This window comes from Streptomyces sp. Ru72, assembly GCF_002920635.1.
Classification (GTDB): Bacteria; Actinomycetota; Actinomycetes; order Streptomycetales; family Streptomycetaceae; genus Streptomyces.
In genome coordinates, this window is sequence record NZ_PQSR01000104.1 from 15397 (window position 1) to 28383 (window position 12987).

Here is a 12987-nt window from a genome sequence, read left to right on the forward strand (position 1 = left end):
CGGGGGTGCTGCGTGCGGTCGGTCAGCAGCCGCAGTCCGCGTCCTGAGCAGGTGCCGTCAGCGGATCGGCGGCGCGCTGCCCGGGGCCCTCCCAGGTCTCGTACGCGAAGCCTTCGCGCGCCCAGTACTCGAAGCCGCCCAGCATCTCCTTGACCTGGAAGCCCAGTTCGGCGAGGGCGAGGGCCGCGCGCGTCGCGCCGTTGCAGCCCGGGCCCCAGCAGTAGGCGACCACCGGCACCGCCCTGTCGAGGAGTTGCTCGGCCTGTTCCGGGATGAGCGCGGTGGGCAGGTGCACCGCGCCGGGGATGTGGCCCTGGTCCCAGGCCGCGGTGGAGCGCGAGTCGAGGAGGACGAAACCGGGGTCGCCGCCGGCCGCGAACGCGGCGGCGACGTCGGACACGTCGGCGTGGAAGGCGAGGCTCGCCCGGAAGTGGGCGGCGGCGGTGGCCGGCGCGGCCGGAGGGACGCGCAGGACGGGGTTCTCGGTGGTCATGCTGATGCTCAACGGGCCGACCTTTCCCTGGTGGAGTTGGCTGACCAGAAATCTACGGCGATCGATCACCTCTCTGAACGGACGGTCAACGGCGTACGTCTTGATCAGCCGGGGATTCCCCTGCTATCCCTCGGGAATGACCGCCTATTCCCCGGACGCCACCGACTGGCGCATCCTCGATGTCCTCCAGCGCGACGGCCGCGCCACCTACGCCGAGCTGGCACGTGCCGTCTCCATGTCCGCGAGCGCGGTCACCGAACGGGTGCGGCGGCTGGAGGAGGCCGGCGTCATCCAGGGGTACGCGGCGGTCGTCGACCCGGAGCGGCTGGGCCTGCCGATCCTGGCGTTCGTGCGGCTGCGCTACCCGAACGGCAACTACAAGCCGTTCCACGACCTCGTGGCCGCGACCCCCGAGATCCTGGAGGCGCACCACGTCACCGGCGACGACTGCTTCGTCATCAAGGTCACGGCACGCTCCATGCGCCACCTGGAGGAGGTGTCGGGCAAGATCGGCACGCTGGGGTCGGTGACGACGAGTGTCGTGTACTCCTCGCCCCTCCCGCGCCGTTCTCTCGGCTGTTGACCGCCGCTCAGCCGACTCCCCGCTGCCGTACGACGGAACCCGTCCGGCCCTTTACGACCTCCAGCTGCGCGTGGACACGGCGTCGCAGGTCGGCGACATGGCTCACGATGCCCACGCTGCGGTCCCGCTCGCGCAGCGAGTCGAGCACGTCGAGGACCTCGTCGAGGGTCTGGTCGTCCAGGCTGCCGAACCCCTCGTCGATGAAGAGGGTGTCCAGGCGCACCCCGCCCGCCTCGTCGGTGACGACGTCCGCGAGGCCGAGGGCGAGGGCCAGGGAGGCGAAGAACGTCTCTCCTCCGGACAGGGTCGCGGTGTCGCGCTCGCGCCCGGTCCACGCGTCGACGACATGCAGCCCGAGGCCGCTGCGGCCACGTCCGGACCGGTCGTCGGAGTGGACAAGGGTGTAACGGCCCGAGGACATGCGCTGCAGCCGTACGGTCGCGGCGGCCGCCACCTGCTCGAGGCGGGCGGCCAGCACGTACGACTCCAGGCGCATCCTGCGTTCGTTCTCGGCGGAGGTGCCGGCGGCGAGGGACGCCAGCCGGGCCACCCGGTCGTACTCGTCGCGCAGCGGCGCGAGACGCCGTACGGACGCGGTCGCGCGCGCGGAGAGCCGGTCGAGTTCGGCGCAGCGGCGGGCCGCCTCGTCCTGGACGGAGACGGCGGCCTGCAGTCGGCGGGCCGCGGCTTCGGCAGCCTGTTCGACACCGGCGAGATCGGCCGGCGGCTGCTGGGCCGCCGCCGCGGTGTCCGGCTCGGCGAGCATCGCGCGGACGGCGGCCTCCTCCTGCTGCCAGGCGTCCAGGCGTCGTTGCAGCTCCCGGTGGGCGGTGTCGTCGAGGAGGGCGGCGGCCGCGGCCTGCGGGGTGTCGAAGCCGGCACGGAAGGCCGCGTCGGCGAGGCGTGCGTCGGCCTCCTTGAGGCGCTGCGCACAGTCCTCGGCGGCGCGGGCGGCATCGGCGGCCTCGGTGAGGAGGGCGGCCCGGCGCTCCAGCTCCGCGGCGCGCGCGGCCACACTCACGGCGTCGCCCCGGGCCCGGCCCAACTCCTCCACGAGGACGGTCCGTTCACGCTCCAGCGCGTCCCGGCGGGAGATCCGCGCCGCCACGCGCAGAGCGGCTTCCTGCCGGGCCGCGCTGCGCCGCTCACGCTCCTGCTCCGCTCGCCGCAGCTCCTCCTGTGCGGGGTGGAGCTGCGAGGCGCCCGCGCGCGCGGCGCTGTAGAGCCGCTCCAGTTCGTCCGCTTGGGCGGCGAGTTCGCCGATCGGCGTGTCTCCCGCCTCGGCGGTCGCGGCGGCCAGCGCCTCCCGTGCGGCGGCGAGTCGCCGTTCGTCCTCGGCGTGCTGCTCCTCGGCCTGCCGATAGGCGGCGAGCGCCCGCTCCTCCGCCTCCCGGTCGACGTGTCCGGCCACCTTCCGGGCGGGCGCGGGGTGGTCGGTGGCGCCGCAGACGGCGCAGGGTTCGCCGTCGAGGAGCCCTGCGGCCAGTTCCGCGGCGATGCCCTTCAGCCGCTGTTCCTTGAGGTCGAGCCAGTGTTCGTGGGCGGCGAGAGCGCTCTCCCGGGAGTCGAGGGCGCGGGCCTGGGCCGCTTCGGTGTCCTGGGCGAGCCGGTCGCGCTCACGGGCCGCCCTGAGCCGGTTGCGGGCCGGTTCGCGCTGCACGGCGAGCTGCTCGGCCCGAGTGGCTGCCTCCTGGGCGGAGTCGATCCGTTCCTGCAGGTCGGCACGGGTCTGCTCCCACTCGGCGAGCCAGCCCTCGGCGTCCTGCAGGGCCTCTTCGTCCGCACGCTCCTGGCGGTCCATCTCCGTCCGCTCGGCGGCGATCTCACCCAGTCGCCGCTCGGCACGGCGGGCTGATTCCAGACCGCCGAGTTCCTCGGTCGCCCGGCGCGCGGCGGCGGCGAGGCCGGCGGCACCGGCGTCCGCGTCGGTCTGCGGGAGCCGGGCACGAGCGCGTGCCTCGGCGTCGGCGGCGCGCCGGTGCTCGGCCTCTGCGGAGTCCCGCAGGTCCAGGGCGGGCGCCACGGCCTCGGCCTTGCGGCCGCGTTCCATGCGCTGCCGCGCCTCCCGGTGGGCGTCGGCCCGCTGCTCCAGGAGGGCCGCACGCTCCCGGGCCTCGGCGAACCTGCGCTGCAACCGTGCCCGTTCGCGTACGTCGCTCAGGGCCCGCTCGGCGGCGGCCCGCGCCGACTCGGCGGCCGTCCGCGCGCACTGGGCGATGGCCAGGCGCTCGCGGGCCGTGCTGCGGGCGACGGCGGCCCAGCTCAGGACGGCGTCGGCGAGCCCCGGATCGCCGGGGGCGAGGTCCGGCAGCGGCACGGGGTCACCGGCCGCCTGCTGCATGCGATGGGCGTCGGCGAGCAACGCGGCGTCGCCGTCCCGTACTTCGGCCTCCGTGGTCCGGCGGCGCTCCGCGAGGCGCTTTTCGGCGTCGGCGAAGCGGTGGGTGTCGAAGAGGCGGCCGAGCAGCTTGCCACGGGCCTCGGCGTCGGCGCGGAGGAAGCGGGCGAAGTCGCCCTGGGGCAGGAGGACGACCTGGCAGAACTGCTCGCGGCTCATGCCGAGCAGCTGGGTGATCTCCTCGCCGATCTCCTGGTGGGAGCGGCTGAGGTCCTTCCAGGTGCGGGCGGCGCTGTCGTACTCGCGCAGCCAGGTCTGGGCCTTGTCGGTCGTCGTGCCGCTGCCGCGCTTCTTCGGGCGCTCCCAGGGCGGCTGCCGGGTGATCTCCAGCCGCCGTCCGGCGACGGTGAGTTCGAGCCGGATCTCGGTGCGTGTCCCCGGCGCGGCGTGGTCGCTGCGCAGGGTCAGGCCCTGGCCGCTCTGCCGGGCGCCGGGCACGGCACCGTAGAGCGCGTAGCACACCGCGTCCAGGACGGACGTCTTGCCGGCGCCGGTCGGCCCGTGCAGCAGGAAGAGTCCGGCCGCCGACAGGGCGTCGAAGTCGACCTTCTGGGTGCCGCCGAACGGACCGAAGGCGGTGATGTCGAGTCGGTGCAGTCTCACTGGTCCCCCTCCGTTCCACGCGTGTGCGAGGTCACCGGGCTGCCTCCCGGACCGCCTGGTCGGCACGCACCGCGTCGAACGCCTCCCGCAGCACGGCTCGTTCGCGCTCGTCGGGTCCCGCCCCGCGCACATGGGCCACGAAGTCCTCCGCGATCTGCTGGTCGGAGCGGCCCGCAAGCCTGCGCGCGTACGACACGCCGGATTCCTCGGGGGCGCGTTCGGGGTCGAAGACGAGGCTGAGGGTGTGCGGGAAGCGCTCGGTCAGCCGGGCCATGGGCTCGGCGGGCCGCACCGGGTCGGTGAGCGTGGCCTCCACCCACGCCTCCTGGTGGCGTGCCAGCTCCGGGTCGGCGAGCAGGTCCTCCAGATGCCCGCGGAGCCTGGCGAGGGGCCGCGGCACCGGGCAGTCGACGTGCTCCGCCGCGACCGAGCCGTCGGCACCGAGGTCGACGAGCCACATGCCCTTGCGGTGGCCGGCCTCCGAGAAGGAGTACGGCAGCGGGGACCCCGAGTAGCGCACGCGCTCGGTGATGGTCTGGCTGCCGTGCAGATGGCCCAGCGCCACGTAGTCCACGCCGTCGAAGACGCCGGCCGGAACCGCGGCGACCCCGCCGACCGTGATGTCCCGCTCGCTGTCGCTGGGTTCGCCACCGGTGACGAAGGCGTGGGCGAGGACGACGGAGCGGGTGCCCGGGACGCGCGTGGCCAGGTCGGCGCGGACCCGGTCCATGGCGGCCGCGAGCACCGCCTCGTGGCCCGCCTTCTCGACCGCGAACTCGTCCTTGACCAGGGCCGGTTCGAGATACGGCAGGCCGTAGAACGCCACGTCCCCGTGCGCGTCGCTCAGCACGACCGGGGTGCCGCACGCCGCGGGCTCGGTCCGCAGGTGTATGCCCGCGCGGCCGATGAGGCCGGCGCCTACGCCCAGGCGGCGCGCCGAGTCGTGGTTCCCGGAGATCATCACCGTGGGCACGCCGAGGTCGGCGAGGCGGTGCAGGGCGTCGTCGAACAGCTCGACCGCGGCGAGCGGCGGTACGGCCCTGTCGTACACGTCTCCCGACACCACGACCGCGTCCACACCGCGCTCGCGCACGGTGGTGACGAGGTGCGCGATGAACGCGGCCTGGGCGTCGAGCATGTTCACGCGGTGGAACGCCCGGCCCAGATGCCAGTCGGAAGTGTGCAGCAGCCTCATGATCCCCGAGACTAACGGCCGGGTCTGACATCACGGGCGGTTACTCCCGTACCGGGCCGCTCCGGGACGGGAGCGGCCCGGCGGCCCGACGGGACGTCAGACGTCCGGTGCGTCCGTCATGTGTCCCCGTACGCCTCTCCGCCCAGCTCCAACCGGGCCGTGCCCGCCGTCGCATCGGCGAGCCACGCGCGGAACGCCTCGACCTCGGCGTCGGGCAGCCCGACCTCGATCGTGACGTGCTCGCCGTAGCGCACGTCCCGTACCTCACGGCCGGTCGCGCGCAGGTCGTTCTGCACCTTGCCCGCGCGCTGGTGGTCGACGGTCACCGTGGCGAGCCGGAAGCGGCGGCGGGTGAGGGTGCCGAGCGCGTCCAGCGCCTCGCCGACCGCTCCCCCGTACGCCCTGATGAGCCCGCCCGCGCCCAGCTTCACGCCGCCGTAGTAGCGGGTGACGACGGCGACGACGTACCGCATGTCGCGGCGCAGCAGCATCTGGAGCATGGGGACGCCCGCGGTACCGCCCGGTTCCCCGTCGTCGCTCGCCTTCTGGATCGCGGCGTCGGCGCCGATGACGTACGCGTAGCAGTTGTGGGTGGCGTCGGCGTGCTCCTTGCGGACGCCCGCGATGAAGGCCTGCGCCTCCTCCTCGGTGGCGGCCGGGGCGAGCGCGCACAGGAAACGGGAGCGGTTGACCTCGGTCTCGTGCACGCCCGCGCGGGCGACTGTGCGGTACTCGTCCTGCATCACGCCAGCGTATGCGGCACCCGTCCGGGTTCCGCGGGCGGGCCGGTGCCGGCGGCCGCCCACGCCACGCGCGCGTGGTGTGGGTCACGGGCGGGGAAAGCCCCTGTGCGCGTGGCGCTCCGCACGGCCGTCCGAAAGCCCCCGCGCGCGTGGCGCGCCGCGCCCCCGGATCCACGTCGGCCGCGCCTGCCCTACTTCGGCTTCCTGCCGCGCGCCACGACCACGTCCGTGAGGAGCGCCGCGCCGGGGGCCAGCGCCTCCCAGACGGGGCCGTGCCAGGCGAGGAGGGCGATGGCCGCGGTGGGGAACTTGGTGCGAACCCGGTCGAGCGTGTCGTTCAGGCCGTCCCCGGCGAGTTCCAGCACCAGCTCGGCGAGCCCCGGGTTGTGCCCGATCAGCAGCAACGTCCGTACGGCAGCGGGGACTTCGTGCACGGCGTCCAGCAGATCGGGTACGTCGGCGGCGTACAGGCGTCGCTGAAGTCGTACCGGCGGCGGGGTGCCCCACTGGGCCGAGGCCAGCTCCCAGGTCTGGCGGGCGCGGACGGCGGTCGAGCACAGGGCGAGGTCGGGCAGCCAGTCGGCCTCGGCGAGCGCGCTCCCGGCGGCCGGGGCGTCCCGGCGGCCACGTGCCGCGAGCGGCCGTTCGTGGTCGGGGACGCCCTCGGGCCAGGCGGACTTGGCGTGCCGCAGCACGACGAGCCTGCGCAACGGGCCCTGCCCGGCCGGGGTGCTCATGTCCAGGCACCGATCTCGCGGGTGAGGTCGAGCCCGAGCAGCCGGTCGGCGTAGGCGTACGTCTCGAAGCGTGCCCCGTCCGGGACGTCGTCGGCGCTCTCCACGCACCGCAGGACGTCCAGGACGGCGGGGACGTCGAGGTCGTCCTCCCAGGCGGTGCGCAGCTCCTGCCGCACCTGCTCGGGGATCGGCCTGGAGGGGCGGGTCGCCCAGGCGGCGACGGCCTTGCGCCAGCGGAGCAGGGTGTCCCGCGCCCCGGTGAGGGCGGCCGCGTCGAGGTCGGCCGGCTGCCGGCGGGGGTGCGCGAGCAGAGCGAGGCGCAGCGCCGACGGCGGGGCGGCGGTGTCGGCGGGGCCGGTCACGGGGGCCACCTCGACACGTACCCCGTCCGGCGCGGCGCCCGACACTGCGACCACGTGCAGTACCTGTCCGGTGTCCGGTGCCTCCGGCTCCGCGGGGCGGATGCCGAGGTCGTCGGCGCGTGCCCGGAGCGCGGCGGGCGGTGCGCCCACCGTGACGACGGGTGTTCCGCCGAGTTCCAGCGCCCGGGCCAGCACGTCGGCCACCAGCAGCACCCGCAGCGCGGAGCTGTCGGCCCCGGCCGGGTGCGCGTGGACCCGGACCAGGCCCGGACGGACATCGGTGGGCTCGCCGCTGCGGGCGTCGGTGATTCGGAGCACGAGGCGAGCGTAGGCGGGCCAGACCCCCGGCGCAGCCGAGCGGACCCCGTTCCGGACAGCGGGAGCGACCCGGCGGTGCGCCGGGAATCAGCGCCTTCCACAAGCTGTTGCCGCCCGCAGACCAGCTCGCTGAGGCGCTGGAGAAGGCATTTTCTCCAGCACCCGGACGCCGAGATCTTGCTGAGCTTCCCCGGACTCGGCACCACACTCGCCGCCCGGGTCCTAGCTGAGATCGGGGGCGACCGCACCCACTGCGCCGACGCCCGCGGCCTGAAGGCATACGCCGGCTCCTCGCCCATCACCAGGGCCTCCGGGAAGAAGTCGTCCATCACCCGCCGATGGGTGAAGAACGACCGGCTCAACCACGCCGGCTACCTCTGGGCCTTCGCCGCCCAGCACCCCCGGACGGCGGGAAGCATTTCCGCTGACGCGAAGCCCGCAGGGCATAGAGACAGCTTCGCCTCAATGATGACGTTGATCATGTGCCCGTATTTCCACTGATGTGTGTCAACGGCCTCGTTCTCATGCCCGCCGTCGGGGTCGCAGTTCAGCCGCTACCGACAGAGGGCAGCCCGACGGCCGCAAGAAAGCGGCAGTATCGTCTTCACGTACTCCACCAAGATGGGGCCGCTGTCGCGGTCCCCGGTTCCGACGAGTCCGCGAGGCGAGAGGCTATGAGCGGAAGGCGGAGCGTTGCCGGCGACCACGCGTCGTGGGCGACGACACCCGGCACGCGACGCAGCATGCAGGGGAACAAGGGGCGTGACACGAAGCCGGAGCTGGCCCTTCGACGCGCTGTACATGCGCTCGGGCTTCGGTATCGAGTGTCGACGCGCCCCCTGCCCCACCTCAGGCGCACTGCCGATCTTGTGTTCACCAGGGCCCGCATCGCTGTCTTCTTGGACGGCTGTTTCTGGCATGGGTGCCCGGAGCACCACACCGTGGCGACGTCAAATGCCGACTACTGGTCCTCGAAAGTCGAGGCCAACCGCCGACGTGATCGTGAAACGGATCGCCTGCTCGGGGAGGCCGGGTGGAGCGTGCTTCGCGTCTGGGAACACGAAGATCCGCTCGCTGCAGCCGCTCGGGTGCGCGAATTGTACGATCGCCTCCTCCCTCCGGAACGTCGCCAGCCGCCCGAGGTCGAGGCCCGAGGCTCGAGCAGCGTCAGCAACGGACACGAAGATGTCAGGTAGTAGCTGATGCGTCACGTCAGTCGCTGCGGCTTACGCCTCACCAGCGAGCATCCGCGGCGAAGAAGCCTGGGGTGCCTGTCACTCCGTCGATGAGCAGGCCGCGGTCGAGGAAAGCGTTGTTCGTCTCGCAGCTGGTCTCCGGGAGGAGAAGGCAGGCGTGGCACGCGGCGAGGTTGACGCTATCGGCGCCGCTCGCCTCGGACTCCATGCAGAGGGGATCGTTGGAGCACCACGCGGCGCGGGCGACCGCGGAGCGCAGGGTGTGCTCCAGGCGAGAGGGTTCTCCCTGGGCAACGATGCCGCCGAGGCTGCCGGCGGAGTCGCTTGTCGCGGTGTAGAGGAGGATCCCTGCCATGTCCTCACCTGCGTACACGCGCTCGCGAAGCGCTGCGGCGGGGTAGCCGCCGTCCAGGCTCCACTCGTTGATCAGCACGTGTGCGAGGGTGTGGAGCAGCAGGAAGCGTGGCGAGACCGGCGAGTCCTGGGCGGCCTGCGGATCCGTGCCGGCGGATCGTGCACGATCGGCGAGGAGAGCGAGGTGATTGCGGCGGATGCGCTCGCTGCGGGCCACGACCGCGGACTCGTTCTCCCATTCCCCCAGACGCTGCTGGTCGAGGCGGAGAAAGACCCCTTCGCCCTTGACCTCGATGGCCGGCAGCCAGTTCACGGCGGGTGAGAGGGTCAAGGGTGCGCGCCGCCGGTCGGAGTCGGCCGGTGAGGGTGCGGCGCCGCGGGAGAAGGAGGAGAGAGCGCGTACTTCGCGGAGGCGCTTGACCAGCATGGGCGACTCGACGCCGGCGGCCGCGAGCGCGTGTGATTGCGGTGCCTCGGGGGGCTCGCATACGAAGGGCTGCCATTCGGCGTCGTACCGCTCCGGGTTGCCGTGGCGCAGCCGCTGGTACTCCTCCTGCCGCAGGGTCGTGTGCGCCTTGGCCAAGGGGGTGTCGTCGTCTCCGGCCAGCCGGTCGGCCTCCTCGATGGCGCGGATCACGGAGAGGATCTCCTCGACGCTGAGTCCCGTCTTGTCGAGGAGATACGGGCGGCGTCGGAAATGTTCGCGGACGTAGTCCTCAGAGGCCCCGTGAAGGCGCTCGCGCTCGACGACGGCGTGGGCGCCTTCGCCCCACGGGGGAATGGACAGCGCGGAGGCGACGATGGGGTGCCACAGCGCGGAGGAACCGCGTTGCATGGCACGCGGAGTGAGGGCGCAGGAGTCGGCGGGGGCGTCCTTGAGCCACGCCCGAGTTGCTTCGCAACGGATGCCGAGGTCCTGAATCACGCGGGTGCGGAATGCACCCTCCATGGAGACCTCGGGGACGCCACAGGAGCAGCTGACGATGATGGAGCGGAGGGAGCCGGTGTCGCCCTTGGTGGTGAGCCTGAGCTTGCCGCCGCACAGGCCGCCTGCGTGTCCGCTGCCCCGGTGCACCCACTTCCAGTACGGGAAATCGGCGAGGTGTCCGTTGTCGCATGCGAGGACGAAGCGGGAGGGCACGAGGTCCTCGCTGCAGTCACCGCAGGTGGCACGGCCGGGCGGGGCGTTGAACTTGAAGTACGGCTGTAGTTCGTGACACGAGGGGCACGAGTACCACTCGGGGAAGCGGCGGACGCGGACGCCGTCGACGCCGCGGTCCGGGTCGGGCGCCGGAGGCTGTCGGAAGTGGTCGACTTTGAGGATGCGGGCCAGGCGCTTCTCGGACAGTTCGGGAGCCTCTCGCAGGTCCCAGGAGGCGAGGTCTCCGACGATGAAGGACTCGTTGTCGACGGCGACGAGGGCGCCGACGCCGTAAGTGGTGATCATCTGGGCGCGGCGGACGGTGCCGAGTTTACGGGGGCGTATCGCGGCCGCGGGGGCGCCGCGTCGGCGGCGGGCGGGAGGCGGGGTCATGGATCAGCGCTCCAGGAAGAGGGTGGACTCGGCGTCGACGTCGCGCAGGGACCAGAGGGTGTCCCAGCTGAGGGAACCGTCCGCGGGGTCGGGGTCGAAGCCGCGTAGGAGTGCCGGTTGGCGCGTGCCGCGGCGGGCTTCGTAGACGAGGGTGGGTTCGACGCGGGCGGCCTCTCGCCACCAGTCGACGAACTCGTCGAAGGCGTGGGCGGTGGCCTCGCGTTCGGTGCTGTCGACGGCACCCGCCCGCTCCAGAACGCAGGGCCTCACATCGCGGCGGATGTCGTCGAGGAAGCCCTCGACCCCTGCGGCCGCCTCGTTGGGGCGGGCGTTCGAAATGAGGAGTCGGGTGAGGGCGACCACGACGGCGTGCAGTCCGCGGTCGCGGGCGCGCGCCGAGAAGGGGGTCACGCTGGTGGACTCCACCTCCCGGTAGAGCGCGGAGTGGAAGCCGGGGAAGTTCTCGTAGTGCGAACGGTCTCGGGACCGGGCCGAGTTGAGCATGACGGCGATCAGGCCCGGGTGGCGACGGCCGACACGGCTGGTGGCCTGGATGTACTCGGCGGTGGTCTGGGGCTGGCCCATCACGGCCATGAGGCCGAGACGGTCGATGTCGACGCCCACGGCGATCATGTTGGTGGCGAGGAGCACGTCGGCCACGTCATCGGCCGGGAGGGAACGTTCGAGCCGCTTGAGGCGGGCCGGAATGGCGCTCGAGTCGGCGCGGCTGCTGAGTTCCACCGGCGGCTCCGTGGAGCGGGGTGCGACGCCGTCGCGCCGGGCGAGGAGTTCGAGCCGATCCTGGACGTCGTCGAGAACCTGGAGTTCGGCGGCGGAGAGCACGCGGAGGCTGTTGAAGTAGCCGACGAGGGTCCAGTACGCGTCGCCGACCGACGGGTCGGCCTCGGCTAGGGGCGCGGCGTGCAGCAGGGCGGCGTAGGTGCGGACGAGGAGGGTCGCCTGGCTGGTGCTCGGGGTCAGCAGGCCGATGTAGCACCGGGTGGCCTTTGTCTCACGAGGGGACTCGACGGCGAACCAGGAATCGCGGGAGTCGAGGCCGGCGGGCGGGAACTGGGCCACCGCGCGGTTGAAGAGCGAGCGAACCTGGTCGGATGCGCGGCGGATCGTCGCCGTGGAGGCGACGACCTTGGGACGGTCGGCGAGAACGTCGACGGCGGTCTCGTACAGGCCGGTGAGAGTGCCGAGCGGGCCGGAGATGAGATGGAGCTCGTCCTGGACGATGAGCTCCGGCGGCCGGACGCTCGCATCGTGGAGGTCCCGGTTGAAGAGGGCGGCGGTCTGCAGCCGCCATGGCATCGAAGCGAACTTGTCGACGGTGGCGATGACCAGGGTGGGGTGTGCGTCGTAGACCGCCTCGTCGACCAGATGGACGGGCAGACCGTCACCGGCGTGGAAGTCGCACGTTTCGGAAGCACACCGGACGTACATGCGGCGGCGCTGCTCGTACACCTCGTACGCCTCGACGTCGAGCGGTGTGCCGCACCAGGGGCAGGCGTGGAGCTGGACGGGGTTCTCCGTCTGAAGCGACTTGCCGGGGGTACGGCGCAGCTCGCCGAGGCGCTCGTCGGCTCGAGCCAGGGTGTTGGGGGTGGCACTGGCGCCGACCCACATGCCGATGGAGATCGGGGCGGTGCCCAACGATGCAGGGCCGTCGCGGCGCAGGGTCTCCATGGCGCAGATGAGGGCCGTGGCGCGTTCGAACTGCTGGAGGGTGAGCAGGCGCAGGGTGTAGCGCATGAGGACGGTTACGCCGGCTCCCGCCGCGCCGTCGCGCAGACGGCGCAGGAAGGTCGTGAAGGCGATGAGTCCCAGATACGCCTCGGTCTTGCCACCGCCGGTGGGGAACCAGAGCAGGTCGGCGATCTCGCGATCCTCGTGCTGTGGGTCGACGATGCCTTCCAGGCAGAGTAGTAGGAAGGCGATCTGGAAGGGACGCCAGGTGCCTCGGGTCTCGTCGATCGCTGCGAACTCACCCGGTCGACCGTCCTTGATCCACTGGGTGTGCGCGCGCTGCTTCGCCATGGCCTGGTTGGCGAGCCAGAACGCCTCCAGAATCTCCGGACGGGTGTCGTCGACCAGCAGCGCGACGCCGCGTCGCATCCGGGAGAGGGCCTGCCGACACAGTCGAATCTGCTCGTCGGCGGCCGTCGAAAGCTCGGTGCCGGAGAGCGTGGTGGCTTCCTTGGCGCGCTCGTCGATCCACGTCTCGTAGCCTGCGAGCAGGCCGTCGAGCGCCTGCCGTACGCGCTCGCGGCTGCCGTGTCCGAGGCCGTACATAGTGAGGGCGGCGTCGTCGATGTCCGGGTTGGAGTCGGTCAGCAGCACCTCGTGGGAGGGAATGAACTCGGTGCGGAGCTCCGCGACGGCCGCATGGTCGGTCATGGGGGTGCGCGGCGGTGGCGCCGTCCAGTCCCAGGCGACGGAACAGCCGTGGCCGGTGGCGAAGTACG

General features: G+C 72.5%; 10 protein-coding genes and 1 pseudogene. 3 read left to right on the forward strand and 8 right to left on the reverse strand.

Annotated features, from left to right (window positions below):
* Window positions 1-22 precede the first annotated feature (22 nt).
* Window positions 23-493 (reverse strand): rhodanese-like domain-containing protein, encoded by a 471-nt coding sequence (locus tag C3488_RS32550; RefSeq protein ID WP_181139288.1) that lies wholly within the window; start codon window positions 491-493, stop codon window positions 23-25.
* Between the two features lie 136 nt (window positions 494-629).
* Between C3488_RS32550 and C3488_RS32555 the strand changes: the two genes are divergently transcribed.
* The gene (locus C3488_RS32555; protein WP_103844479.1) at window positions 630-1076 is read left to right on the forward strand and encodes an Lrp/AsnC family transcriptional regulator; all 447 of its coding nucleotides are present in this window, start codon (window positions 630-632) and stop codon (window positions 1074-1076) included.
* A gap of 7 nt (window positions 1077-1083) precedes the next feature.
* Here C3488_RS32555 and C3488_RS32560 read toward each other — a convergent pair whose 3' ends face one another.
* From C3488_RS32560 to C3488_RS32580, 5 genes are all read right to left on the reverse strand, one after another.
* Window positions 1084-4077: an AAA family ATPase gene (locus C3488_RS32560; protein WP_103844480.1), complete on the reverse strand. Its 2994-nt coding sequence runs from the start codon at window positions 4075-4077 to the stop codon at window positions 1084-1086.
* A gap of 31 nt (window positions 4078-4108) precedes the next feature.
* Window positions 4109-5272, reverse strand: a complete 1164-nt coding sequence (locus C3488_RS32565; protein WP_103844481.1) for an exonuclease SbcCD subunit D — start codon at window positions 5270-5272, stop codon at window positions 4109-4111.
* A 116-nt stretch (window positions 5273-5388) separates the two neighbouring features.
* Window positions 5389-6015 (reverse strand): YigZ family protein, encoded by a 627-nt coding sequence (locus tag C3488_RS32570; protein ID WP_103844482.1) that lies wholly within the window; start codon window positions 6013-6015, stop codon window positions 5389-5391.
* A gap of 191 nt (window positions 6016-6206) precedes the next feature.
* Window positions 6207-6752: a histidine phosphatase family protein gene (locus C3488_RS32575; protein ID WP_103844483.1), complete on the reverse strand. Its 546-nt coding sequence runs from the start codon at window positions 6750-6752 to the stop codon at window positions 6207-6209.
* Window positions 6749-7432: a hypothetical protein gene (locus tag C3488_RS32580; protein WP_103844484.1), complete on the reverse strand. Its 684-nt coding sequence runs from the start codon at window positions 7430-7432 to the stop codon at window positions 6749-6751. The genes C3488_RS32575 and C3488_RS32580 overlap by 4 nt, the downstream gene beginning before the upstream one ends.
* Before the next feature lie 116 nt (window positions 7433-7548).
* On the opposite strand from C3488_RS32580, the pseudogene C3488_RS32585 reads away from it, so the two are divergent.
* Window positions 7549-7825 (forward strand): annotated as a pseudogene (locus C3488_RS32585) (transposase); the annotation flags it as partial.
* Window positions 7826-8106: 281 nt separating this feature from the next.
* Window positions 8107-8628 carry a very short patch repair endonuclease gene (locus C3488_RS32590; RefSeq protein WP_374955473.1) on the forward strand — a complete coding sequence of 174 codons (522 nt, stop codon included), beginning with the start codon at window positions 8107-8109 and terminating at the stop codon, window positions 8626-8628.
* Between the two features lie 37 nt (window positions 8629-8665).
* Here the strand turns inward: C3488_RS32590 and drmB are convergent, their stop codons facing one another.
* Both drmB and C3488_RS32600 read right to left on the reverse strand, forming a co-directional pair.
* Complete coding sequence (gene drmB / locus C3488_RS32595) at window positions 8666-10516, reverse strand: DUF1998 domain-containing protein (RefSeq protein ID WP_103844486.1); 1851 nt, start codon at window positions 10514-10516, stop codon at window positions 8666-8668.
* A 3-nt stretch (window positions 10517-10519) separates the two neighbouring features.
* Window positions 10520-12987 (reverse strand): helicase-related protein (locus tag C3488_RS32600; protein ID WP_103844489.1); only part of this gene is annotated, 2468 nt, incomplete at its 5' end.

Bases quoted from the DNA above. Each gene is read 5' to 3' on its own strand.
- drmB (WP_103844486.1), bottom strand. From the start codon at position 10,516: ATGACCCCGCCTCCCGCCCGCCGCCGACGCGGCGCCCCCGCGGCCGCG.
- C3488_RS32555 (WP_103844479.1), top strand. From the start codon at position 630: ATGACCGCCTATTCCCCGGACGCCACCGACTGGCGCATCCTCGATGTC.
- C3488_RS32570 (WP_103844482.1), bottom strand. From the start codon at position 6,015: ATGCAGGACGAGTACCGCACAGTCGCCCGCGCGGGCGTGCACGAGACC.
- C3488_RS32590 (WP_374955473.1), top strand. From the start codon at position 8,107: ATGAGCGGAAGGCGGAGCGTTGCCGGCGACCACGCGTCGTGGGCGACG.
- C3488_RS32550 (WP_181139288.1), bottom strand. From the start codon at position 493: ATGACCACCGAGAACCCCGTCCTGCGCGTCCCTCCGGCCGCGCCGGCC.
- C3488_RS32575 (WP_103844483.1), bottom strand. From the start codon at position 6,752: ATGAGCACCCCGGCCGGGCAGGGCCCGTTGCGCAGGCTCGTCGTGCTG.
- C3488_RS32565 (WP_103844481.1), bottom strand. From the start codon at position 5,272: ATGAGGCTGCTGCACACTTCCGACTGGCATCTGGGCCGGGCGTTCCAC.